Annotated in this window: 26 protein-coding genes and 1 pseudogene; 13 read left to right on the plus strand and 14 right to left on the minus strand. The window is 31.0% G+C overall.

Going from position 1 to position 22,771, the window contains the following annotated elements; all coding sequences use genetic code 11:
• Nucleotides 1–70: 70 nt before the first annotated feature.
• Nucleotides 71–1,108, minus strand: coding sequence for a S66 family peptidase (locus MUA60_RS05270; RefSeq protein WP_262650110.1), 1,038 nt, complete (start codon nucleotides 1,106–1,108; stop codon nucleotides 71–73).
• A 154-nt stretch (nucleotides 1,109–1,262) separates the two neighbouring features.
• On the opposite strand from MUA60_RS05270, the gene MUA60_RS05275 reads away from it, so the two are divergent.
• Together MUA60_RS05275 and MUA60_RS05280 are read left to right on the plus strand one after the other, a co-directional pair.
• Nucleotides 1,263–1,811 carry a DUF1700 domain-containing protein gene (locus MUA60_RS05275; RefSeq protein WP_262642883.1) on the plus strand — a complete coding sequence of 183 codons (549 nt, stop codon included), beginning with the start codon at nucleotides 1,263–1,265 and terminating at the stop codon, nucleotides 1,809–1,811.
• Nucleotides 1,808–2,647, plus strand: a complete 840-nt coding sequence (locus MUA60_RS05280) for a DUF4097 family beta strand repeat-containing protein (protein ID WP_262650112.1) — start codon at nucleotides 1,808–1,810, stop codon at nucleotides 2,645–2,647. Before MUA60_RS05275 ends, MUA60_RS05280 begins: the two co-directional genes overlap by 4 nt.
• Before the next feature lie 43 nt (nucleotides 2,648–2,690).
• Here MUA60_RS05280 and MUA60_RS05285 read toward each other — a convergent pair whose 3' ends face one another.
• On the minus strand, nucleotides 2,691–3,728 hold the full coding sequence (locus MUA60_RS05285; RefSeq protein ID WP_394812734.1) for a C45 family autoproteolytic acyltransferase/hydrolase: 1,038 nt from the start codon (nucleotides 3,726–3,728) through the stop codon (nucleotides 2,691–2,693).
• A gap of 333 nt (nucleotides 3,729–4,061) precedes the next feature.
• On the minus strand, nucleotides 4,062–5,033 hold the full coding sequence (locus tag MUA60_RS05290; protein WP_262650114.1) for a bile acid:sodium symporter family protein: 972 nt from the start codon (nucleotides 5,031–5,033) through the stop codon (nucleotides 4,062–4,064).
• A 224-nt stretch (nucleotides 5,034–5,257) separates the two neighbouring features.
• Here MUA60_RS05290 and MUA60_RS05295 point away from each other — a divergent pair, with 224 nt between their 5' ends.
• Together MUA60_RS05295 and MUA60_RS05300 are read left to right on the plus strand one after the other, a co-directional pair.
• Nucleotides 5,258–5,446, plus strand: coding sequence for a hypothetical protein (locus MUA60_RS05295; protein WP_037560030.1), 189 nt, complete (start codon nucleotides 5,258–5,260; stop codon nucleotides 5,444–5,446).
• A gap of 70 nt (nucleotides 5,447–5,516) precedes the next feature.
• Entirely contained in the window at nucleotides 5,517–6,089 is a 573-nt protein-coding gene (locus MUA60_RS05300; protein WP_262650116.1) for a hypothetical protein, read from the plus strand.
• Here MUA60_RS05300 and MUA60_RS05305 read toward each other — a convergent pair.
• Entirely contained in the window at nucleotides 6,079–7,008 is a 930-nt protein-coding gene (locus MUA60_RS05305) for an LPXTG cell wall anchor domain-containing protein (RefSeq protein WP_262650117.1), read from the minus strand. The two genes, MUA60_RS05300 and MUA60_RS05305, sit on opposite strands and share 11 nt — an antisense overlap.
• Nucleotides 7,009–7,248: 240 nt before the next feature.
• Between MUA60_RS05305 and MUA60_RS05310 the strand changes: the two genes are divergently transcribed.
• Nucleotides 7,249–7,467 carry a hypothetical protein gene (locus MUA60_RS05310; protein ID WP_025905095.1) on the plus strand — a complete coding sequence of 73 codons (219 nt, stop codon included), beginning with the start codon at nucleotides 7,249–7,251 and terminating at the stop codon, nucleotides 7,465–7,467.
• Between the two features lie 60 nt (nucleotides 7,468–7,527).
• On the opposite strand, the gene agrA is transcribed toward MUA60_RS05310, so the two are convergent.
• From agrA to MUA60_RS05330, 4 genes are read right to left on the minus strand one after another with little or no spacing between them, the layout of a single operon-like run.
• A complete protein-coding gene (gene agrA, locus MUA60_RS05315) occupies nucleotides 7,528–8,244 on the minus strand; it encodes a quorum-sensing response regulator AgrA (RefSeq protein WP_037589542.1) in 717 nt (238 codons plus the stop codon).
• Nucleotides 8,241–9,557, minus strand: a complete 1,317-nt coding sequence (gene agrC / locus MUA60_RS05320) for a quorum-sensing sensor histidine kinase AgrC (RefSeq protein ID WP_262650119.1) — start codon at nucleotides 9,555–9,557, stop codon at nucleotides 8,241–8,243. The genes agrA and agrC overlap by 4 nt, the downstream gene beginning before the upstream one ends.
• 27 nt (nucleotides 9,558–9,584) lie before the next feature.
• Nucleotides 9,585–9,725, minus strand: coding sequence for a cyclic lactone autoinducer peptide AgrD (gene agrD, locus MUA60_RS05325; RefSeq protein ID WP_078099959.1), 141 nt, complete (start codon nucleotides 9,723–9,725; stop codon nucleotides 9,585–9,587).
• Nucleotides 9,722–10,297: an accessory gene regulator AgrB gene (locus MUA60_RS05330; RefSeq protein ID WP_262650120.1), complete on the minus strand. Its 576-nt coding sequence runs from the start codon at nucleotides 10,295–10,297 to the stop codon at nucleotides 9,722–9,724. The genes agrD and MUA60_RS05330 overlap by 4 nt, the downstream gene beginning before the upstream one ends.
• A gap of 475 nt (nucleotides 10,298–10,772) precedes the next feature.
• Here MUA60_RS05330 and pglS point away from each other — a divergent pair, with 475 nt between their 5' ends.
• The 4 genes and pseudogenes from pglS (at nucleotide 10,773) to MUA60_RS05350 (ending at nucleotide 14,217) form a co-directional block, all read left to right on the plus strand.
• Nucleotides 10,773–11,807, plus strand: coding sequence for a 6-phosphogluconolactonase (gene pglS, locus MUA60_RS05335; RefSeq protein WP_025905099.1), 1,035 nt, complete (start codon nucleotides 10,773–10,775; stop codon nucleotides 11,805–11,807).
• A gap of 16 nt (nucleotides 11,808–11,823) precedes the next feature.
• A complete protein-coding gene (locus MUA60_RS05340; RefSeq protein WP_262650121.1) occupies nucleotides 11,824–12,600 on the plus strand; it encodes a carbon-nitrogen family hydrolase in 777 nt (258 codons plus the stop codon).
• 128 nt (nucleotides 12,601–12,728) lie between these two features.
• A complete protein-coding gene (locus MUA60_RS05345; protein WP_262650123.1) occupies nucleotides 12,729–13,463 on the plus strand; it encodes an ABC transporter ATP-binding protein in 735 nt (244 codons plus the stop codon).
• Nucleotides 13,460–14,217, plus strand: a pseudogene (locus MUA60_RS05350) (ABC transporter permease). The gene MUA60_RS05345 and the pseudogene MUA60_RS05350 overlap by 4 nt, the downstream one beginning before the upstream one ends.
• Before the next feature lie 97 nt (nucleotides 14,218–14,314).
• Here MUA60_RS05350 and MUA60_RS05355 read toward each other — a convergent pair.
• Nucleotides 14,315–15,694: an aldehyde dehydrogenase gene (locus tag MUA60_RS05355; RefSeq protein ID WP_394812741.1), complete on the minus strand. Its 1,380-nt coding sequence runs from the start codon at nucleotides 15,692–15,694 to the stop codon at nucleotides 14,315–14,317.
• Between the two features lie 114 nt (nucleotides 15,695–15,808).
• Between MUA60_RS05355 and MUA60_RS05360 the strand changes: the two genes are divergently transcribed.
• A complete protein-coding gene (locus MUA60_RS05360) occupies nucleotides 15,809–16,783 on the plus strand; it encodes a Gfo/Idh/MocA family protein (RefSeq protein WP_262650125.1) in 975 nt (324 codons plus the stop codon).
• On the plus strand, nucleotides 16,776–17,078 hold the full coding sequence (locus tag MUA60_RS05365; protein WP_262650126.1) for a hypothetical protein: 303 nt from the start codon (nucleotides 16,776–16,778) through the stop codon (nucleotides 17,076–17,078). Before MUA60_RS05360 ends, MUA60_RS05365 begins: the two co-directional genes overlap by 8 nt.
• A 42-nt stretch (nucleotides 17,079–17,120) precedes the next feature.
• Here the strand turns inward: MUA60_RS05365 and MUA60_RS05370 are convergent, their stop codons facing one another.
• From MUA60_RS05370 to MUA60_RS05380, 3 genes are read right to left on the minus strand one after another with little or no spacing between them, the layout of a single operon-like run.
• Nucleotides 17,121–17,396: a GNAT family N-acetyltransferase gene (locus MUA60_RS05370; protein ID WP_025905106.1), complete on the minus strand. Its 276-nt coding sequence runs from the start codon at nucleotides 17,394–17,396 to the stop codon at nucleotides 17,121–17,123.
• Nucleotides 17,397–17,417: 21 nt separating this feature from the next.
• Nucleotides 17,418–18,344, minus strand: coding sequence for a manganese-dependent inorganic pyrophosphatase (locus MUA60_RS05375; protein ID WP_262650127.1), 927 nt, complete (start codon nucleotides 18,342–18,344; stop codon nucleotides 17,418–17,420).
• A gap of 59 nt (nucleotides 18,345–18,403) precedes the next feature.
• On the minus strand, nucleotides 18,404–18,952 hold the full coding sequence (locus tag MUA60_RS05380) for a cysteine hydrolase family protein (RefSeq protein WP_262650129.1): 549 nt from the start codon (nucleotides 18,950–18,952) through the stop codon (nucleotides 18,404–18,406).
• Nucleotides 18,953–19,040: 88 nt separating this feature from the next.
• Here MUA60_RS05380 and MUA60_RS05385 point away from each other — a divergent pair, with 88 nt between their 5' ends.
• The gene (locus MUA60_RS05385) at nucleotides 19,041–20,147 is read left to right on the plus strand and encodes a pectate lyase family protein (protein ID WP_262650130.1); all 1,107 of its coding nucleotides are present in this window, start codon (nucleotides 19,041–19,043) and stop codon (nucleotides 20,145–20,147) included.
• A gap of 17 nt (nucleotides 20,148–20,164) precedes the next feature.
• Complete coding sequence (locus MUA60_RS05390; protein WP_262650131.1) at nucleotides 20,165–20,614, plus strand: DUF1801 domain-containing protein; 450 nt, start codon at nucleotides 20,165–20,167, stop codon at nucleotides 20,612–20,614.
• Between the two features lie 255 nt (nucleotides 20,615–20,869).
• On the opposite strand, the gene MUA60_RS05395 is transcribed toward MUA60_RS05390, so the two are convergent.
• Nucleotides 20,870–21,682 (minus strand): prephenate dehydratase, encoded by an 813-nt coding sequence (locus MUA60_RS05395; RefSeq protein WP_262650132.1) that lies wholly within the window; start codon nucleotides 21,680–21,682, stop codon nucleotides 20,870–20,872.
• A gap of 14 nt (nucleotides 21,683–21,696) precedes the next feature.
• Nucleotides 21,697–22,755 carry a nitric oxide synthase oxygenase gene (locus tag MUA60_RS05400; protein WP_262650134.1) on the minus strand — a complete coding sequence of 353 codons (1,059 nt, stop codon included), beginning with the start codon at nucleotides 22,753–22,755 and terminating at the stop codon, nucleotides 21,697–21,699.
• Between the last annotated feature and the right edge of the window lie 16 nt (nucleotides 22,756–22,771).

Genomic DNA, 22,771 nt, shown 5'->3' on the forward strand with positions numbered 1-22,771 from the left:
CCCCTTTGATATACTTAATATTATAACAATTCCGAAATATTTCGCAAAGTACAATACTTTAGAATGATAATTAATCTACAGCATTATCAATTATCGTAAATGTCTTATTATCAACATCTAATTCAGCTTGTGCTCCGTATGGAATAATGCATTTTGGTTCATTATGACCAAAACTAGCATTATAGAAAACAGGCATATCTTCTTGATGCCACTCTTTTAACATTTTAACCCAGACTTCTTTATATTCTTCATAATATACATCGTCTTGAGGTCTTCCGATAATAACGCCATTAATTCTATCAAAAATACCCATAGAACCAAATGCACGAACATAATCTTCCATCAACCAAGGTGGGGCATGAACTTCAGCTGTCTCAATGAAAAGAATAGCACCATCAAAGACACCTTTATTAGGGAACACGTCAGTAGCTTTTAAGGAATGGAATAATTCCATACAACCGCCAATAAGATGTCCTGTAGCTTTGCCAGAACCATTTAGAATTTCATATCCATTATTGTCAAAAGATTCGCGGTTAATATTTTTATTCTTTTCATCCCACTGTAAACCGAATTTTCTAATTTGTGGTGAAGTAGGTACATTACCGATAACACCATTTTGGAACCACGTTTGATTAATCGATTGAACAGTGTAGTCATCCAATTGAACATTTTCTGCAAAATCAGTTAATAACAATGGTCCGTAAAAGCTAGAAACACCTGCTTGATAAAACATAAAATGAAGTGCAGTCGTGTCTGAATAGTCACTGAAAATTTTAGGATTTTCCTTAATAATATTTAAATCTATGTATGGCCACAATCGAACAGAATCATCTCCGCCTAATGTACAAATAATAGCTTTAACTTCTGGATCTTGAAGTGCTTGATGTAAATCTTCTACACGTTTTTCTGGGTGGTTATATGTATAGTCAGCGCCTTTTAATGCGTGTGGCATGACTTTGACATTTAATCCGAACTTATCCTTTAATCTTTGTATACCAACTTCAGTTCTCCATAATATGTCTTTTTCGCCAGCTAAACCTGAAGAAGGAGAGACAATTGCTACAGTATCACCTTTAGAAAGCTTACTCGGTTTTATTAATTCTTTCACATCATTACCCCCTTATTTGTATATTGAAATTAGTATAGCATATGGGTATAACTTGAAATCAAATAATTCAAATGATAATATAAGTTTGTTTGTAAAAAGAATGGTAAAATAATGAATAATGTAAGGTTAACTTCAGAATATAAGGGGTATTTCTATGGATAAAATAACCTTCCTTAATTACCTTGAGGATGAATTATCTCGACTACCTAAAGTAGAGCGAGATAAAATAATGTACGAATATGAAACAAAATTTTTTGAATCAAAAGATGAACAAAGTTTAATACAAGAACTTGGTGAACCTAAAGCAATTGCCAAGAAAATATATGCAACAAGTGCCATTCATGATGCAGAGTTATCACCCAATTTTAAGAATGTATTTCAAGCAATTTTAGCAACATTAGGACTAAGCTTTTTTAATATATTTTTTATTATCATTCCATTTCTTATCATTGCCTTTGTACTGCTCATCGTAGTCGTAATCGGTGCTTTAATGATGTTAGGTCCAATCGTTAGTGTGATCAATGTATTTGTTCATGGTTTTTATTGGATAGATATTACAAATATCATTTTTTCAATCTCTTTCATGGGATTGGGACTGATGTTGTTAATAGCAGGACTTAAATTAATAGAAGTGAGTTACAAAGGTATCTTAAAATATTTAAGATGGTGTGTGAAACTCGTTAAGGGGCGTGCTGAATCATGAAGAAGTTATTTTTATCTGGTCTAGGCATCTTCTTAATTTTTGGCATTTTAGGAACGATACTTTGGTTTACAGTTAATAATAAATATGAAAAGCAAGAAACGTATGAAAAAGTATATAAAAACAATCAAGTTGAACAAGTTATCGTGAATGGGCAAAATACAAATGTTGAAGTTAAGAAAGGCAAATATTTAGGTATTAAATATAATGGTAATCAAGACATTAAAGAAAGCGTAGAAAATAATTTATTGCACTTTACGGAAAGAGAAAATAAATACAAATTTAATGCTAACTTTATTCCATATAGAAAAACCATTAATCACTTAGTGATCACGCTACCACCTAAAAATTACGAATCATTTAACATTACAACAAATACAGGAGACATTTCAGTTCGTGATGCTAAAAGTAATAATAGTAATATGATTACGGATACAGGTGACATTATTTATCATAATGTAAACTTAAAACACGCTAAAGCAATGACAGACTTAGGCAGTGTTAAAGTTAAACATTCAGATTTAACGGAATTTACAGGCGAAATTAAAACAGGTAATATATCTGTCGATAAAAGTAGTCTAGTAAATAGTGAAATGATTACGTCTCTCGGTAATATTAATATTAGCCAACTGAAAAATGAATGCGATATTAAATCATCTACTGAAGACGGAGATATTTCAATTTCTTATATGAATCCACCTAAAAATACTTTATCACAACTTCAATCTGAATCTGGCAATACTAAAATTGAAAATAAAGCATTTAATGGTGAAAAAGTAGGTAAAGGGAAACACGTTATTGAAAGTTACACAGATAACGGAGATATTTCTATAAAATAATAAAGAAATAGGCTGAGACATCTAAGTCTCAGCTTATTTTCATTCACTCACTAGCAAATAGAATGTCTGAATCGATCTGACCTGTTATTGTAGGAAGTGTAATAGATTTACCATCTAACCATTCTTTGAAATCAAATGAATGTATGGTGCCATTTTCACCAAGTGCTATTTTCATTTTTAATTGGCTAGGTATGTATGCCGATGTATGTATCGTACCTGACCAACTTTTAAATAACTTGCTGTATATTTCATATTGAGGATCATTAAAATATTGAAAAGCATCTTCTAAAGACATTTGGTCATTTGTGATTTGGTCAATTCGATTATATCTTTCGACAGACTCTTTAATATAATTTCGATTCTCATGACTTAATATTTCAAAATGATTGGTACATAAATTGTTTTGTTTAGTCACAACTTTTCTTGGTGTCGCTTCTACAGTAATTCTCTTGTTTGTTTTATCCATTAAAATATAGCTAAATGAGCTACGGTGAGGAATTTCATTTAATAGTCTAACAGCATCATCGACATCTTTACATGTTTCTAAGATCAGTCTTCCAATCATATAACAAACAAATCCATCTCCTGGTTTTTTACGATGCATAAAATTATAGCCCATCGCTAGACCATGTTCATTCATGCCATCCATTCTGCCAGTTACTCTGGAAGTAGGACCGATTTGTGCATATCCACCATCTGTAGGTTGGAATAGACTAAATCTCCCGTCATATGTAGCAGGACTATAGTCATAGTTTCTAACCATATAATCTTCTCCTAAGAAGATGGAACAACCACTATCTTTAGCATAAACTCTATAATGACCGTAGTTTAGCAAGATTGTTTCTAACGGAAATTTCAAAGTATCTTGAATCCCCATTAGTTCGTCCCAAATTTTTGGTGCGAATTTTTGATATATATTTTTTGTTTCATCTATATTAATATCGAAGCGGGGTCTTCTAATTCGCCATTCTTTTTCTCTATTTTGCAACATTTTAGTAGACTTTAACCATTCTGCTTGAGCAACGCCATAATCATAATGGTTACCTCTAAACTCTAATGTCTGCATCTTAACATTTTGCACATTATCACTCCTCATATATTTATTTTGATTGAACTTATGTACTTTGTCACGTAAATCCTCTCAAATAATTGGAAATATGATATTAATGAGATTGTAATAATCGCTTAACCTATGTAATTTATTACCATGTTATATTTGAATTACCAATTATCTCACAGATTATGTGAGAAGGGGGTATGTAAAATGTGGAATCAAGGATATATTTACGTAAAGAAGATATGGCAAGAATGGTATAGAAGATAATCTATTAAATGACGCTTATAGAACAGCTAGAATATATATTTTTGAAATAAAGGAGCAAGGGACATTAAATTGTCTCTTGCTCCTTAGTCTTTATATTTGATCAGTTGATGTTGTATAAGATTGCGCTTTGTTTGTCTTTTTAGTTTGTTTAGACCATATAATAGCAATTGTAGGTCCAGTGATTAAGTGGATAAAGCTGAATATTGCACCTGGAACTGCGGATAGGGGATTGAAATGTGCTGTTGCGAGTGACACAGCCAGTCCGGAATTTTGCATTCCCACCTCAATTGAAATTGCACGTTTATCAGGTCGATTAAGTTTGAATAATTTCGCTAATAAATAACCGATTGTTAAACCACTTAAATTATGAAGTAAGACAACGCCAAACATAATAACACCAGTTTCAATGATTTGCGCTTTATTACCTGCAACGACGCTTGCAAGAATAAGTGAAATAGATACAACTGAAATAATAGGTAAAATATCAATAGATTTTTCTGCTACTGGTCTAAAGAATCTTTGAACGATAAAACCTAATATAATTGGAATCAGTACAACTTGAACTACTGATATAAACATAGAAGCAAATGATACTTGCAACCATTCTCTAGCAAATAAATATATTAAACTAGGTGTAACAATAGGTGCCAATAATGTAGAAACAGTTGTGATAGAAACGGATAATGCAGTATTTGCTTTAGCTAAATAGCTAATAACATTTGATGCAGTTCCACCTGGACAACAACCTACTAAGATAACGCCTAATGCTACGTCAGGACTTAAATTAAGCCCTTTAGCGAATAAATATGCAGTTACAGGCATTACGGTATATTGAAGAATAACACCGATTAATACGCTTTTGGGTGATTTAAATACTTCCTTAAAATCATTTGTAGAAATAGTCATGCCCATTCCAAACATTACAATTCCTAATAAATAAGGAATGTAAGGTGCTATTTGAGCAATGGCATTTGGAAAGCTAAAGCCTAGCACTGCTGCTAAAAGCATCCAAAATACAAATGTTTTATTGATAAACTGACTGAACTTCTTAATATTACTCATATATACACCTTCCAATTAAATAATAATCAGAATATTAACAATAATACAAAAAAATTTCAATACTTTATTTGAATTAATTATTTATTTCCCTTATTATTGATGAAATGATACATATATTAAGTGAAATTATACTAAAATATCTATATATCGATAATATCTCCCTTAGAAAAGGATAATATCTTTTATGTATTTTAAATATTATGTTATGATGAAAGAGGTAGAAAATGATGAATGAGGTGACTTCAATGGATTGTATTAAAGGGATATTCAAATTCTTTTTCATCTTAATTGCTATAACAACAGTTGCTGTTGGGGCAGGTATTGCTGTCTTAGCATTTGTATTTAAAAAAGACTTTGAAGAATTAGAACAAAAAACAAAAGAAATTGTATCTGAAATCGAATCTAATAATTAAAATAAAGGAGCAATCACAATATTTCTGTGATTGCTCCTTTATTTTAATTAAAAATTAGGAGGGTTTATATTTGCGATATGAGCGTAATGTTTTAATATCCCCAAGACTAGAAAATGACAAGTGTCATCAATTAAAAGCTTTATCTCATAATCTCAAAGTACCAAACGAAGATGAATTGTATGCCATACTTGAAAGCATTGAATATGACCAACCATTTTTAAAATCGATTACAATTGGAACGAGTAATGAAAAAGAGATGATTAATACAGCATTTCATTTAAAAACAATCATAGAGTATATGTGGTACGAACGAAAAAAATCTGAAGTATATGTGAATATCGTCATTTGGAAGAATCATGTTGGTTCTTCTAAAAAATATGTTGATAAATTTATGAAGTATGAACCAGATGCGTGGATAATATTAGGATCTCATATAGGTTTCTGCAATTTGTTAAAAAGATTATATAGATTTGAAAGTTGGGATGCTAATCGAACATATTGTTCAAACGCGTTGTTGTCCCAAACGATGTTTCAAATAGTAGGTGAAAAATATTTCGAACATATTAAAAGTATTAATCATCTCGGTAAACCAATTATAATCGAGGGTGGTAAAATCATTTCAAGATACAATGCTATTGTTTAGACCGCTTCTTTTTGAATATAAAAAATAGAATTGATGCAATACATATGAGTAATGCACTTATTAAATAATTCAAGAAATGTTTTGAACTTTGACCAGTTTCAGGAAGCTTTGATGTTTCTGATTTGGTCTTTTTTTCTTTATGAGTGTGATCGTTAGTAAGTTTATTAGGGTTAGGAATTAAAGAGTCTTTAATGACTGAGATTTGGTATGTCTGATTTTGACTTGGAATTTGATTAGAATTTGAATTATCCGTAATTTGACTTTGTTGACCTTGATCTATTTGAGTAGGTTGATTTGTATTTTGCTCAAAAGTTGAAGTGGTCTTGTCGTCAGAATTAAATGTATAATATTTATCCTCTCCTAGTGAAATTGTTGAGTGGCTATCTATGCCGTTAATCTTCACATTAAATTTAGTAGACTTAATAAATGTATTGGGTATATTGATTGTAGTATTACCGTTCTGATCTGTTATGCCAGAAAGTTCTTGGTTATCTGCAATGAGTTTTACTTCCACATTATTTAAAGGGTGATAGGTCTTTGAAAGTACATTAATTGAAATGGATTGATTATTTGTATTTGGTGTATTGCGTTGGATATTGCTAGAAGAAGTCAATCTATATAACTTGTTAGGTTCTACAGTAAAAGTTTGATTATTTGAAGTGGTTAAAGTGTAATGAGGTTTAATATTCTTATTAGGAATTTCTATAAATGCTAAACCGTCAGATTTAGTTGTTAATGATTTAACTTCTTGATCTAACTGTAATTGGAAAGTTTCATTAGATATCGGGGTATTATCAGAAGCATAAAATTGAAAACCAATAGGTGTCATATCATTATTAGCGTGTGCAATTCGTGACGTATTGAATGATGTAGCGACCATACAAACAATACTAAATAAAAAGATTGAGAAAGGTTTCATATTGACCTCCTTTCATCTCTTAATTTATTAGATAATCATCTGTTATCATTATGCCATAAACCTAAGAGATATGCCACTATTATTTTATACTTTTTATATAAAATTTTTAACACAACTAAAATCTTCCTATATATGTCAGTCAAAATTTTTGAGAATGGACGCTTGAATCTTTTTGCAAGTGATAAAATAAAAGAGTAAAATATAATCAGAACGAGCATAATCTAAAAGGGGATGTCTTATATGAAATGTGCAAGTTGTAATCAAGAAATGGTAGATGATCTTCGTACGAATGTTCCAGGCACTCTAGTTGATGTTAGATTAATAAAAGAAGAAGAGAATGAAGATATTTTAAACAAAGCGATTGCAATACCGAAAGCAGCAGTATGTTTACAATGCGGCGAAGTGAAATATTACATAGAAGATATTGAATCATTTAGAAATGCTATTAACCATGAATAAAATTTAAATCATTAATAAAAAACAGCGTACATTTGAAATAAATCATGTACGCTGTTTTGTTTATATTTTTTTAATATTTCGTACAGATGCATAGCAATGCTCACCATTACTAAAGTATACTGCACGATCTTTCGTGTTAATAGTATCAACGTTATTACGATTAATGACATAACTGTTATGACATCGGAAGAAGCGGTCATCTAAATTAGATAAATCTTTTAAACTGCCATAAAACTCAATTTGTCTATTATCTAGATGAGCAATTAGTCGATGTGATTTTGATGATGACTCAAAGAACATAACGTCATCATATTGAACATATACAGAATTGCTACCTCTCGTTAATTCTATCTTTTCAACGTTTGTATTTTTAGAAAGCATACCTAATCTTATGTATGCAGTGTCTAAACAATCTAACACTCTTGTCTTCAGTTGATCTGGATCATCTTTAAAAATAAAATCCATCGCAGCAACTTTATAAACAAATGTTAAATAAGTCAGTTCACTGTGGCTTGTGACAAAAACAATATTACCAATAGGGTCATACTTACGTATTTCACTTGCTAAAGTAATACCATTAATATCAGCATCTAATTGAATATCTAAAAAGTAACAGCCTATATCATTTGAAGATTTAACGTGCTCCAACAATTCATACGGATCACGTGTTGCTAGTTCAATAGACATTTCTTTTTCTTCAATCATAATATAATTATTGATAATCGTCTGCATGCGCTCTAATTGTTTCGGGTCATCTTCACAAATGATGATTTTCATTGAATCACTTCCTCATTGCTATCATTTAAAATTTCAAGCTTTTGAATAAAGTATTGATTATTAATAAAAGTATCTAAGAAAACATGGTCTGTCTTCTCAGTAATTTCTTTCAACGTAGTTAACCCAATACCACGCTTACGACCTTTAGTAGAATAATGATTTTCAAATAGTTTATGTACCTTAGGCGTATCTTTAGAACATTTATTCATGAATACAAGTAAAATCGATTCCTTATTTTTAATAAATGCAATTTGAATCGTTGGATTATCAACAAACTCTGAAGCCTCAATTGCATTATCCATAATGATGCCAATACATCTACTTAATTCAACAATGTTCATATTTATATGATCAATCTGTTCAGTAATCTCAACACTAATATTGATATTCTGTTCCTGAGATTGAATAATTTTCGTCGTTAATAAACCCTTAATTTCTCTAACATGTAAATTTTGAAGACCATTAATTTTTATCGCATTTAATTTCATATCATCATGAAGATGTGCAATATTTTGGTCAAAGTATGTTCTCAAACCATCCATATCATCTTCTCTAATATATTCAGATAACGTCGCTAAAATATTTACATAATCATGACGAAACTTACGCATCTCATTATTAATCTGCTCAATCTGCAACGTATACTTATAATACTGATTGATTTCTTTCTTCGTACGCTGCAAAGCCATCTCTCTAATAACCGTGAAAGAAATTAAAATAATAAAAATAGCAGCAACACATACATAAATCACATAAAATAAAGTTTGGAATTCAAACTCTTTTTCAGTATTGTAAGACTTTGGCATGTATACATAGAACACCATGAAGGATATAGCTAAGAAAGCAGCTATCAATAATAAATAAACTCTATTATTATACAAATAACTGATCTTTAATCGATTCATTAACCGTCTTATTAAAAATGCTATTATGATTGTGAATGTACTGTGAAACATCATATAATACAAGAAAAATTGTGGTACATTATTTAAGTTATCAATTAAATATTTGGTGATAAAAACAGACATATAATCTGAAACTACTGAGATTAATATAACAATAAGTGTGTTTATAATGCCTAGTAATCTAAATTTTTTATAGAAGAAAATAAAATAGAATAGGCATACATATACTATTGCACTCATTCCAAATATATAATAAAAAGCAAGAGAAGGGATCATGTATCCCGTTGAAAGAATAACATAATCCCTTTTGCTATAACGATAATTCTGAGTTATAGCTAATAAAATCGTAAATAATAAAATTTGTAATATGCCAAATGGTAAAGATTCTATATTTGTAAATGGTTCCATATACCCTTACACTTCCCTAAAACAATCTTATTGTTTTTCTTTTAATAATTCTGCAGGAACTTCTGTTTCATCTAAAAATGCCATACAACCTCTAATTACAGCTTTTTCACCGATTGCTGAAAGGATATTTGATACTGATTTTGAAAATAGGCTAGATAATAAATTCATGATAATGTTTCCTCCTCTTTGTAAAATATAGGTAATAGTGATACTGCTTCAAAGATTAATCCTAAACATACTAATTGTTGATAGGGTTCTTTAAGGAATAAGGTTAATACTATCAAAATTGTTGCTGCTAGGATTGATCTTAGTTTAAGTCCTTTTTTCCATTTGCCTAATATTGGGTGTTTCTTTGTTTGCATTGGTGCGTACTTTATAATGATAAGATATCCGACTAACGCTATGGATAAGAATGGCCAATAGGGCATGTTGGTATTTATGATTATAAGTGGTGCAACGACAAACATAATTAGGCTTTGTATCGTACATAGAAATGTGGACTTAACGTGCGCGCCAAACGCGAAATATCGAATGGCAAAATAACTAAGATGTACAATAAGTGTGTATAAAAATATATGGCATAGAAGGGCAGCGCCGTATATAACTATGGTCTTCATGATATTCCCTACAAATACTTCTAGTCCATACTTTACCTTTAAATAACTAACATGATCTAGATTATTTGAATTTTGAAGACTTGCAGCAATTTTATCTATTTGTGTTTGGACAGGTTGATACATAGCGCCCCTCCTTCATTATGATTATAGAACAAATTGATTTACATTTTACTTCTTTTGCCTAACTGTATTATTTCAATGCCTAACTGTTTGAATTTATAATATATTTGTATTTTAACATAATTTTAATGCAGTTAAGAACTTAAATTAACGACTTAGGGAAAATATAAAATTCTATTATTGAAATACTATAATATATTTAATGAATATATAATTCTTTATGATAAATTAAAAAGTTTAAATATAAAGGAGGCTCCTTTATGGCAGGCGATATCGTTAATGCTATTTGTAGTATTTTTAATTGGTTAGTGGAACTTTTTTATGGGTTGTTTACTTAAATATCTGCTGTGTTTGATACGTGGTTATTCATATAATAAATATTTTAACGTGTACCATTTGGTATGCGTTTTTATTATAGTTATTGAGCGTTTTCATGTAGAATGATATTAAAGAACAAATTAGGGAGGAATTTAATTTTATGAAAACGAAAGGTTATATTGGTAGTTATACGAAGAAAGAAGGAAAAGGGATTTATCGTTTTGATGTTGATGAGAATGATCAAACAATCGAGAAAGTTGAAGTTGGTTATGAAGTTGAAGCATCTACATATTTAACACAACATGGTCAATTTTTATATGCTATTAAAAGAGATGGCGATGATTGCGGTGTTGCAAGTTTTAATATTAATGAAGATGGTAGCTTAACATATATAAATGATTGCTTAGCTTCACAAGAAGGAACGGGTTGTCATATTTCAGTTTCTGAAGACGGTCAATATTTATTTGAAGCTGTTTATGGAAGTGGTTATGTAAGACTTTATAAATTAAACGCTGAAAATGGGGAAATTATTGAATTAATAGATGTGTATAAAGGTGAAGGTCATGGACCAAATGAAGCAAGACAAGAAGGTAGCCATATACACTTTGCAGAACAGACACCAGATTTAGATTATATCGTTACAGTTGATTTAGGTGCAGATGTGATCAGAACATTTAAATTCTCTGATGAAGGATTGGAATTATATGAAACGTTAGAAGTTCAAGCTGGAAGCGGTCCAAGACATATTGCGTTTCATCCAAGTGGTGTTTACGCATACTTAGTAAATGAACTGAGCAATACGATTCAAGTGTTGTCATATAAAAATGGAGTGTTTGCGACAATCAGTCCAGCACTATTAACGATTCCAGAAGACTTTGATTTAAATTCACAAGTTGCTGCTGTTAGATTAAGTCATGATGGACAGTTTATTTATGTTTCTAACAGAGGACATAATAGTATAGCTGTTTATAAAATATTAGGTGATGGCGCAAATGTTGAATTAGTTGAAATTGTAACGAGTGGTGGAACATGGCCAAGAGATTTAAATATCACACCAAGTGATTCATTTATAGTTGTTGCTCATGAACATTCATATAATTTAGTATTATTTAGTCGAAATAAAGAAACTGGTAAGCTGACAGAAATAGAGAATGAACAAAAAGCTGCAGAAGGCGTTTGTGTTCAATTTATATAATGGTAGGTGATGAACGTTGAAAATAGTACTATATCAGATGCATGTAATTCCTGGAGAACCAGAAAAAAATATTAAAAAAATTAATCAATGGTTAGATGAGTTAGATGATGAAATTGACATAGCAGTGTTACCTGAAATGTGGAACACTTCTTATCGATTAAATGAGTTAACCGAACTTGCTGATGAAGATGGTCAAAGAATTTTACCTTTCTTAGAGCAAAAAGCAAAAGAAATCCACAAACATATTGTTGCTGGTTCAATTGCATATAAAAAAGGAAATGAAATTTATAATCGAACAATTGTCGTCAATAATGAAGGTAAGTGCATTAATACTTACGACAAAGCACATCTTGTGCCAATGTTTAATGAACATCATTTCTTAACTTCAGGTAGTAAGAAATCAACTGTATATGAGTTAGATGAAATAGAGATGGGAACGATTATTTGTTATGATTTAAGATTCCCAGAATTAACGCGTTCATTAGCTTTAGAAGATGCAAAAGTAATTTTTGTTGCGGCTCAATGGCCGAAATCAAGAATTGATCATTGGAAAGTATTATTACGTGCTAGAGCAATTGAGAACCAAGTATATATTATTGCTTGTAATAGTGCGGGGACTTGTGATGATAATGAATTTGGTGGACACAGTTTAGCATATGCACCAGATGGTACATTAATTGATAGTTTATACTATGATGAAGATACATTAATCGTTGATATAGACTTTGATTCGCAAGAAAAAATTCGAGAAGCTATTCCTATTTTCAATAGTTTAAGAACTGATTTATATTAGGAAGATGTAGTTAGAGACTGGGATATTTTGTCCCAGTCTCTTCTTACTTATCTTACAAATGTCATATTGAACATTTGTAGAAAAAGTATAAAATCAATTATAAGACAGAAAATTGTAAAGGCATGGAGATGATTTATTTGGAAAGTAATGTAGCAGTCCAATTTAAAAATGTAGCATATGAAATAGAACAGTCTCGTATTTTAAAAGGTGTTACAGGTGACATTTATAAAAGTAAACTCACTTCTATAATCGGACCATCAGGTGCTGGAAAGTCAACACTGCTCTCTTTAATTAATTTGTTAAGGTCTAGTACAAGTGGAGAAATATTCATTGATCAACAATCTATTCAAACATATAATCCAATGGAACTTAGAAGAAAAGTACAATTGGTTTCTCAAGAAGCAACGATGATTAAAGGAACTGTAAAAGATAATTTAGAACTGCCATTAATACTTCAAAATAAAAAAATGACAGATGAAGAAGCTAAATATTATTTGAAGATAGTCGATTTGCCAGAAAATTTCTTGAATAAAAATAGTAAAGAATTATCAGGTGGAGAAAAACAAAAGTTATCACTTGCACGATCACTCGTTAATAAACCTAAAGTGGTATTGCTAGATGAAGTGACATCGGCATTAGATCGAAACTCAAAACATGCAATTGAACAGCTATTGCAAAAAATTATTAAAGAACACGAAGTTACGATGATATGGATTACACATGATATTAATCAAGCCTTTAGAATGAGCGACTACATATGGGTTATGATCAATGGAGAAGTTGCACAAGCTGATACAGCTGAAAATGTTAAAAATACAGAACAACCAAACGTCAGAAGCTTTATAGGAGAAAAATTAATATGAGTATAACATCAATCGTGTTAATGTTTATTTTTATAATTATTCCGATAGTTATTTCGAAAAGTTTTAATTTAGGATTAGAGAAAGATACATTAATTGCAGCTATTCGATCATTTGTTCAACTGTTAATTGTAGGATATATTTTACAATTCATATTTGATCAAGAAAGCCATATTTTTATCATTTTAATGGTCATGCTCATAATAGGTGCAGCAACACAAAATGCACGAAAAAAGGTTTGGAAATACCAGGCATCACTTGGAAATTATTACTCGCTTTTGTAGCAATAGAAGTCATTACACAAGGTATCTTATTAGGATTTAAAATAACACCACCAACAGCTCAATACATCATACCTATAAGTGGTATGATCGTTGGTAATGCGATGGTATTAAGTATATTGTTCTTAAATAGATTTATGTCAGAAGTTAAACAAAATGAAAATGTGATAGAGCTTGTTCTTTGTTTGGGAGGTACGCCTAAACAAGCAATACATAAGCAACTGATCACTTCTATACAGTCTAGTGTTATACCAACTATAGAACAACAAAAGACAATAGGACTTGTCCAATTACCCGGTATGATGAGTGGTCAAATCATAGGTGGGGCAGATCCAATTGAAGCGGTACTCTTTCAAATATTAATCGTATTTATGTTATTAACAAGCGCTACAATGACGAGTGTGATATTAGGTTTCTTATCATTTCCAACTTTATTTAATAAAAAGCAACAGCTCATTGAAAGTCAATATAAATAAAAATAAGCATGTGGTTAAGACGTTAATGAATGTCTATACCATATGCTTATTTTATATGCTTAAATTTAATTGTGTCGCCGTTAGTAACACTTCTGCATTACTTTTTAAACATAGCTCTCACGTATTTAGCTTTTCCTTTATAAGGTGGGAAAAGAACGCCAGTTTCTAGTTTGGTTGTTTTAAACATGATGCTCTTTTTATTGCTAAAGAGTTCAAATGAAGCTTTGCCATGATATTTACCAATTCCTGAATGACCGACACCACCAAATGGTAAGTTATGGTTACCTAAATGTAAAAGTGTATCATTGATACAACCGCCACCGAATGATATTCTTCTTACGACTTCATCAGTATGATTTTCGTCTTCACTAAATAAATATAATGATAGTGGCTTTGGTTTATTCTTGATAAATTGAATGGCGTCGCCGAATGCTTCATACGTCATAATAGGTAATATTGGACCAAAGATTTCATCTTCCATCAGAATATCATCAAATTTAACATTATCGACAATAGTCGGTTCTATATATCGATTCTCTCTGTCCGAGCTACCACCGTATATGATGTCACCATTAGTTTGATTAAGTAAATTCACTAATCGATCTGTATGACGTTCATTTACGATTCGGCCATAATCTTCACTATTTTGTGCTGTTGACGTATAAAACTCTCGAATAGTTGCTTGAATCGCTTTAATAAATTGTTGTTTAATCGATGCATCGATAATGACATAATCTGGTGCTACGCAGGTTTGACCGGCATTAATGAATTTACCGAATGCGATTCTTTCTGCTGCTACTTTAATATTTGCAGTCTTATCTACAATTGCCGGACTCTTTCCGCCTAATTCAAGTGCTACTGGAATCAGTTGTTTACTAGCTTGTTCGTAAACGATTTGTCCAACTTTAGTAGAGCCCGTAAAGAATATAAAGTCGAATGGGTAAGTTAACAGTTCTTCAGTTACAGTTTGATCTCTAGTTCTACAAGATACATATGAAGGATTAAATGCTTCTTGTATAATTTTTTCTATCACAACACTAACATTTGGTGTGAGTTCTGAAGGCTTGATAACTGCACAATTTCCTGCAGCAATAGCACCAATTAAAGGTTCTATTACAAGTTGAAACGGATAATTGAACGGACCGATGATTAAGACTGTGCCATATGGTTCATTAATTGTGTAACTTTTACCTGGAAATAAAAATACAGGTGTGTTCACGTTTCTTCTACTTGCTAAACTCTTGACTTCTTTTAGCATGAAAGAGATACTTTTGTAAATGTAACCTATTTCAGTAGCATAAGATTCAACAGAATTTTTACCTAAATCTTGTTGCAATGCTGAAATTAAGGCACTTTCATTTGTTTTAATAGATTTTCTTAGTGCTCTTAACTGTTTTTTTCTGAATTTAATATCTTTTGTTACATCACTATCAAAAAGTGATTGTAAGTTTTCAAATTGAGTCGCGATAGTCAATATGGATGTCTCCTTTATACTTCTATTGTTTATATTTTAACAATAGTTATAATTAAAAGCGAAGTGTTTATTTATGAAATTTTTATTTTTAAAAAAATAACGAAAAGGTGAAATAATATGAGATTTGGATTTATAGGTACCAATTGGATAAGTGATAAATTTATAGAGAATGGTTTAGAAGTTGAAGCGTTTGAACCTTATGCTGTTTATTCACGTACTGAAGAAAGAGCAGACTATTATAAGGAGAAACATCAACTTACTGAAACGTTCACAGATTTAGAGTTATTTTGTCAATCACCTAATTTTGAAGCGGTATACATAGCATCACCAAATGCGTTTCATTTTGAACAAGCAGAAATAGCGATTAAAAATAAAAAACATGTCTTGATCGAAAAGCCAGCGACAATTGTTCAAGAGCAATTTGAAGCATTATCTAAACTTGCTTATGAATATAATGTTACTGTTATGGAAGCGATGAAATCAACATTATTACCGCCATTTGTAGAATTTACAAATGATCAAATTGATATTGGCGAAATTAGATATGCTGATTTTCATTATCACCAATATTCTTCAAGATATGATAACTATAAACAAGGCATCATAGAAAATACTTTTAAACCTGAGTTAGGGAACGGCGCTTTAATGGACTTAGGTGTTTATGCAGTAGCACCGATGATACATTTGTTTGGTATGCCACAAAATATTAAAGCAAATGGCTTTAAATTAGATACTGGAGCAGATGGACAAGGTAATGCGATATTAGATTATCATACTTTCCAAGCAACGATTAGTTATTCAAAAATATGTGACCGCCCCAGCCCTTCAGAAATAGTAGGGGAAAATGGTTATGTATTAATTGATAAAATAAGTGCACCTTCAAATATTAAAGTATTTAATAGAGAAGGGGTATTACAGAAAGAATATAATAATGATTCACCGTTTACAATGAAAGATGAAATAATTGAATTTATTAATTGTGTACAGAATCATAAGGTAGAGTCATCTATTAATACACATCAAAGATCATTAGAAACGATTAAAGTATTAGATAAAATTAGACAGCAAATCGGAGTTCAATTTAATGTCTAAAAAGTACTCCATCATTACGGCTGTGATTATTATCATTTTACTGTTAGTTGTGGCATTTGTGCCATTTAAACAAAATCCATCATCGACATCAAGAGTGGTCGTTGATCACTTTAATCATAAGTATGCATTTCCGAGTTGTTATGACTACGAAAAAGCATCAAATTATATCGATGAAGTAACATATAAAGATGCTCAAGATTTAAAATATACGCCTATGAATACGTGCACAGAAGAAAAGGCAAAGCCTCAATATAAATCATTGCTTAAACGGTTATTAGAAAGTACAGAAATATAAAAAATCCTGACGAAATGATATCTTTTCGTCAGGATTTTTTGATTATTTCTTTAATACATCGTGTGTGCTTTCATCTTTAGTCATAACATCTTTAACGTACGGACAAACTGGATCAATTACTTTCTCTTCTGATCTTGCTTTTTCAATAACAACATCAACCAATTTTCTAGCAATACCTTGTCCTCGTAGTGAAGGATCTACAAATGTATGATCAACCACAAGTGTCTTGCCATCTAAGTCTTGATACGTAATTTCCGCTTCAAAATCATTCTCAGAATTGCCTACATAAAATTTGTTTGTACCTTGTTTGATTTCCATTTAAAGCACACTCCTTATAAATTATTTACCTAATAATTCATCAATAGGTGGAACGACTTGTTTCTTACGAGAAACAACGCCAGGTAATACAGCGACATTTCCATTTAATTCAGTGTTGAATGCTTTTGTTACGACTTGTTGTTCTTTACCTAAAACAATAGCAGTTGAGTCACTGTTTAAGATATCTGTAATAACAAATACAAATAAGTCATATTGTTCTTTTGCAATAATTGTGTTGATTTCATTTTCAACTTCTTCTTGAATTTCAAGAACTTCGTTTACATCAACAGTATTAACTTGTGCAATACGTACGACTTTATCACCCATGTTGAATGATTTAGCATCCATATTTAAAAGGAATTCAGGTGATTTACCTTTTACTGAAGCACCAGCTTTTAACATTTCTAAACCATATTCATTTAAATCAACATTGGCAATTTTAGCTAATGCTTCACAAGCTTGTTTATCTTGTTCTGTGCATGTTGGTGATTTAAATAATAATGTATCAGAAATAATAGCTGAAATCATAAGACCAGCAATTTCAGGTTTAATTTCAATACCATTTTCTTCGTACATTTTTTTAAGGATTGTAGTCGTACAACCAACTGGTTCAGCTCTGTAATATAATGGAGCTGCTGTTTCAAAATTGCTGATACGGTGGTGATCAACAACCATTGTAATTGTAGCATCTGTAATATCATCAGCACTTTGTTGGAATTCATTGTGATCGACTAAAATAACGTCTTTATCTTTTAAAGGTGTTTCTAATAATGCAGGTGCTTGAACTTTGAAATAATCCAATGCGAATTGTGTTTCGTCTGAAACGTCTCCAAGTCTTGCTGCTTGTACGTCATTTCCAAGTTCTTTTTGTAAATCTTCCATTACTAATGCTGAAGCAATTGTATCTGTGTCAGGATTCTTATGTCCAAATATAAATGTGTTTACCAATGTAATTTCTCCTTTTGCTTTGAATATTCTGTCACTTTATTTTAACATGAACACCTTGTCTATTCTACAACTGCGCCTATACTATTTTCAAAATGTGTAAGCGCCCAATCGTGCCCAGCTTGATTAAAAGAAGCGACACAATTCTTCGGAATGATAATATGATAATTTAAATTGTAAGCATCGACAGCAGTATGTAACACACAAATATCTGTACAAACGCCGACAATTTCAACAGTATCAATATGTCGTTCTCTTAATAAACTATCAAGATTTGTACCGAAAAATGCACTATATCTTGTCTTATCTATCCAAAATACATGATTAGAATGTTTGATTGAATCGTATTGAGGCTTTAATGTGTTATATAAATTTCTACCTTCTGTGCCTATGATATTATGAGGTGGAAATAATTTTGTTTCAGGATGATATGGATCATTCTCATGGTGATAGTCCATTAAATAAAAAATTAAATCTTCATTCGAGTTGTATGTTTCGATTTTATGGTGAATATTTTGTTCAATTTTTTGACCAGGTTCTCCGCAAGTTAACTTACCATCTGACGCAACGAAATCATTTGAATAATCAACGATAATGAGTGCTTTCTTCAATTATATTCCCCCTAATTGTTTATAAAATGTTTTCAGTGTAATATAAATATACATGCAAGTATACGCTATATTAAGGTGGTTATGAAGTATGAAGCATATTGTTAATGTAAATCGTTATGGTGCTAAAGGTGGTTGTGGAATAACGGATACAGTTGGTATTCAATTGGCTTTGTTACAAGCTAAGAAAGGACCAGTAACTGTTTATATACCTAAAGGTGTCTATCATATTATTTATGAATTAGTGATATATGAGAATACAACGCTTATTTTACATGATGAAGCAGTGTTAATTAGAAAATCGCCTACAGCTATGCTGAAAAACGGACATAGATTGAAAAAATACTATGGCTATGACGGTCATGGTAATATCAATATTATCGGTGGGACATTTGATGCATATGGACACACAAATAATACAAATAACACAATCATGTCTATTGGTCATGCGCGCAATATTCAAATACATAATGTGACATTTAAGAATGTTGTAGGTGGACATGCGATTGATGCATGTGGCTTAGATGGCTTTTATGTAAATGAATGTAAGTTCCTTGGATTCCGCGACGATAGTGGAACGAGATTATTTAGTGAAGCAGTTCAAATAGATATTCAAACTGAAGGGGCATTTCCTAAATTTGGAGCGGCAGATGGTACGATAACTAAAAATGCACTAATCGAAAACTGTTATTTCGGAAATTCAGGTGATCCAAACATGTTACCTTGGAATAGAGCAGTCGGATCTCATGCAAGTATGTATGATGTGTTTTATGAGAATATAAATATTCAACATAATACATTTGAAGGGTTAGGGGATTTCGCAGTTACTTTATTAAAAGCGAAAGATTCAACTGTTACACACAATCAATTTATAAATTGTGAGGGTGGCGTAAGATATTTAGCTGTACCAACAGGTAAATATTCATTAGATATCCATAAATTAAATAGAGGCGGACAAGCAGGGTCAACTATTTTGATAGGTGATAATACATTTAAAGAAATTAAAAGTAAACCAAGTATTTTAATTAAAAGTTATGAAGACGTTATGAATAAAGATATTTATATTTATAATAATCATTTTGAAGGAGAATCTTCAAATAATATTAAATTCATTAAGACGACAGATATTTATTTATACAATAACCGTAATTTAAGCAATATCAAACAAGATCAAGTTGAGAACCTTATTCATATTTAATTAAATTGGAGGACATGATGAATAGCATAGACCGTTATATCGAACAAATTGATGAAAAGAAAAAAGAAGCATATATTCATTTGCTAGATACAATCAAAACACATTTACCACCTGGCTATGAACTAGTCATGCAATACGGTATGCCGACATTTGTAGTACCTTTAGAGAAATATCCAAAAGGTTATTTAAATAGAGCAGACGAACCACTTCCATTCATGAGTCTTGCTGCTCAAAAAAATCATATTGCACTATATCATATGGGGTTATATGGGATGAAAGAATTGAAAGAATGGTTTGAGAATAAATACAGTGAACAAGTACCAACTAAATTAAACATGGGAAAAAGTTGTATTAGGTTCACAAACAATAAAAACATACCCTTTACTTTAATAGGTGAGCTGTGTGAAAAAGTCACTATAGATGAATGGATACAAAAATATGAATCAGGACATAGAAATCAAAAATAATAGTTTTTGTGATGATTAATTAAATTATAAGAGTTTGATTTATTTTATGCATAAAATTGGAGATTTGTATCGATTTTGTAAAGTGCTGAAGCCTGAGGGAATAGTATGAGCGAGAGACTACAGGCTCGAGCCATACCCCTAGGCAAGTATGCACGAACAAAATCGTAGATTATAAAATAACACCCTTTTACTGAATAAATCAGTAAATAAGGTGTTTTTTAATTTTAGTTAGGAATTATATCCCAAACGATTTATTTATGTAATTCGCTTATCAAAATTACCTAGCACCTTGACATTAAAGTCTAATGTTTTTAGGATTGTGATGACTTTTTTCATCTCTACATCTTCAGCGCTACAATCTGCTTGAACAAAGAAATGATACATGCCGAGTTGCGTTTTGAGTGGTCGAGATTCAATCCATGATAAGTTGATATTAAATAAAGCAAATGTATTTAATATACTTGCTAATAAGCCTGGTTTATCTTGGTCAGGTGTAATTAACAAAATACTATCTGTTGCTTTTTCAACATGTTTTTCTTGTGCTGATAAAATCAAAAATCTTGTTGTATTATGTGGGTAGTCTTCGATATGTTCATGTAATGCTTCAACATCGTCATTAGATTTTTCTAAATCAATTGGTGCTATTGCGCCAGTATGTGCATCTATTTCATCTAAACTTTGAACAGTACTGTCAGAATATCTGTATGCAAAGTTATGATTTTTAATAAATTTAGATGTTTGATTGATCGCTGGGGCAATAGAAACAACTTTTTTAATATCTTCTAATTTTGCGCCTTTTTGAACATAAAGAGAAAATGATATATCTAGATGTAATTCGTCTATAACGTGGATTTTCTGTTCTGTTAATGAATCGGCAATGATGTTGATTGTACCTTCGATAGAATTTTCAATTGGGGCAATTGCGATGTTTTGTGGGTCAGCTTCAATTGCTTTAACCACTTCGTATAAATTTGACTTAGGAATATATTCATTAATATCATCTGGCTTATATTTAAGTGCTGCCATATGTGAAAATGTACCTAGTGGTCCTAAATAATATAACTTCATAAATGACTTCCTTTCTAATGCATTGGACAACCTTTTTGATTTTGTCTATATAAAAAGTTTGGACTTCTCATCTCATTATCATAGCCTTTATGATAATTATGTACAAGTGAAGGTGAAAGAGGAGGTGCAAGCCAACTCCATTTTCCAGTCACTTTTCTATTAGCTTTACATTCATTTTCTTCAAATTTCTTAAATTGTTTAGAAGCATTATAATGATCAACAATTGCAACACCCGCTTCTTTATACGAATGATAAATAGCATAATTAAACTCTACTAAAGCCCTATCTCTCCAGTAACTTGATGTTGTCGTCGTGTCAAAATCAAATGCTTGTGCAATATCTTTTAATTTATTGTAACGATATTCGTCTGTAAAATTTCTAACGCCTATTTCAGTTTCCATGTACCACCCGTTGAATGGGGCAGTATGATAATATATACCACCAATTTCTAAATCCATATTTGAAATGATGGGTACTGCATACCATTTCAGTTGTAGTGATGCTAACTTAGGATACTGTTTATGAGTGATGTCAATTTGTTTAATGAGTTCTTTAGGATATTGATGAATTTTAGGGCGTTGTTGATTAATTCGATACATTAAAGGGAGTACATCAAAATCAGTATGAGCACTTTCCCAATTTAAATGGTGTGCTAATTTCGTCATTTCAATAGATTTAGGGTCGCCCTTATCTTCGTATCCTGCATATCTAATCAGTTGTTCATTCATAATTTCTATTTGATTGTTATATATGCTGATCATTGGTTTGATTTTTCCATCATTTGTAGCGTCTTTAATGTGATCTTCAATTGAAGTGATAAATGTTTGTTCATCTTGAATATGTCTTAAATCTCTAACCGTCAATTTATCCCAAAAAAGTCTACCAATACATCTATTTGAATTTCTCCAAGCTACTTTTGCACCATATTCTAATTCATCATTTGTGTGGGTATAAGTACCAGTTTGAGAAATTTCATGTTCTATTTCTTGTATTCTTTTATTCATTTGTAATTCTGATATTTCTAATTCTTTATACATATCATTAATAAAAGCAGTCGCTTTATCTCGTAACATAAATACACCTCTATGT

It is taken from the genome of Mammaliicoccus sciuri (genome assembly GCF_025561425.1).
Lineage (GTDB): Bacteria > Bacillota > Bacilli > Staphylococcales > Staphylococcaceae > Mammaliicoccus > Mammaliicoccus sciuri_A.

Excerpts from the sequence above, each read along its gene's own strand:
- MUA60_RS05275 (WP_262642883.1), top strand. The coding sequence starts at position 1,263 with ATGGATAAAATAACCTTCCTTAATTACCTTGAGGATGAATTATCTCGA.
- MUA60_RS05280 (WP_262650112.1), top strand. The coding sequence starts at position 1,808 with ATGAAGAAGTTATTTTTATCTGGTCTAGGCATCTTCTTAATTTTTGGC.
- MUA60_RS05290 (WP_262650114.1), bottom strand. The coding sequence starts at position 5,033 with ATGAGTAATATTAAGAAGTTCAGTCAGTTTATCAATAAAACATTTGTA.
- MUA60_RS05295 (WP_037560030.1), top strand. The coding sequence starts at position 5,258 with ATGATGAATGAGGTGACTTCAATGGATTGTATTAAAGGGATATTCAAA.
- MUA60_RS05305 (WP_262650117.1), bottom strand. The coding sequence starts at position 7,008 with ATGAAACCTTTCTCAATCTTTTTATTTAGTATTGTTTGTATGGTCGCT.
- MUA60_RS05310 (WP_025905095.1), top strand. The coding sequence starts at position 7,249 with ATGAAATGTGCAAGTTGTAATCAAGAAATGGTAGATGATCTTCGTACG.
- agrA (WP_037589542.1), bottom strand. The coding sequence starts at position 8,244 with ATGAAAATCATCATTTGTGAAGATGACCCGAAACAATTAGAGCGCATG.
- agrC (WP_262650119.1), bottom strand. The coding sequence starts at position 9,557 with ATGGAACCATTTACAAATATAGAATCTTTACCATTTGGCATATTACAA.
- agrD (WP_078099959.1), bottom strand. The coding sequence starts at position 9,725 with ATGAATTTATTATCTAGCCTATTTTCAAAATCAGTATCAAATATCCTT.
- MUA60_RS05330 (WP_262650120.1), bottom strand. The coding sequence starts at position 10,297 with ATGTATCAACCTGTCCAAACACAAATAGATAAAATTGCTGCAAGTCTT.
- pglS (WP_025905099.1), top strand. The coding sequence starts at position 10,773 with ATGAAAACGAAAGGTTATATTGGTAGTTATACGAAGAAAGAAGGAAAA.
- MUA60_RS05345 (WP_262650123.1), top strand. The coding sequence starts at position 12,729 with ATGATTTATTTGGAAAGTAATGTAGCAGTCCAATTTAAAAATGTAGCA.
- MUA60_RS05360 (WP_262650125.1), top strand. The coding sequence starts at position 15,809 with ATGAGATTTGGATTTATAGGTACCAATTGGATAAGTGATAAATTTATA.
- MUA60_RS05365 (WP_262650126.1), top strand. The coding sequence starts at position 16,776 with ATGTCTAAAAAGTACTCCATCATTACGGCTGTGATTATTATCATTTTA.
- MUA60_RS05370 (WP_025905106.1), bottom strand. The coding sequence starts at position 17,396 with ATGGAAATCAAACAAGGTACAAACAAATTTTATGTAGGCAATTCTGAG.
- MUA60_RS05385 (WP_262650130.1), top strand. The coding sequence starts at position 19,041 with ATGAAGCATATTGTTAATGTAAATCGTTATGGTGCTAAAGGTGGTTGT.
- MUA60_RS05390 (WP_262650131.1), top strand. The coding sequence starts at position 20,165 with ATGAATAGCATAGACCGTTATATCGAACAAATTGATGAAAAGAAAAAA.
- MUA60_RS05395 (WP_262650132.1), bottom strand. The coding sequence starts at position 21,682 with ATGAAGTTATATTATTTAGGACCACTAGGTACATTTTCACATATGGCA.
- MUA60_RS05400 (WP_262650134.1), bottom strand. The coding sequence starts at position 22,755 with ATGTTACGAGATAAAGCGACTGCTTTTATTAATGATATGTATAAAGAA.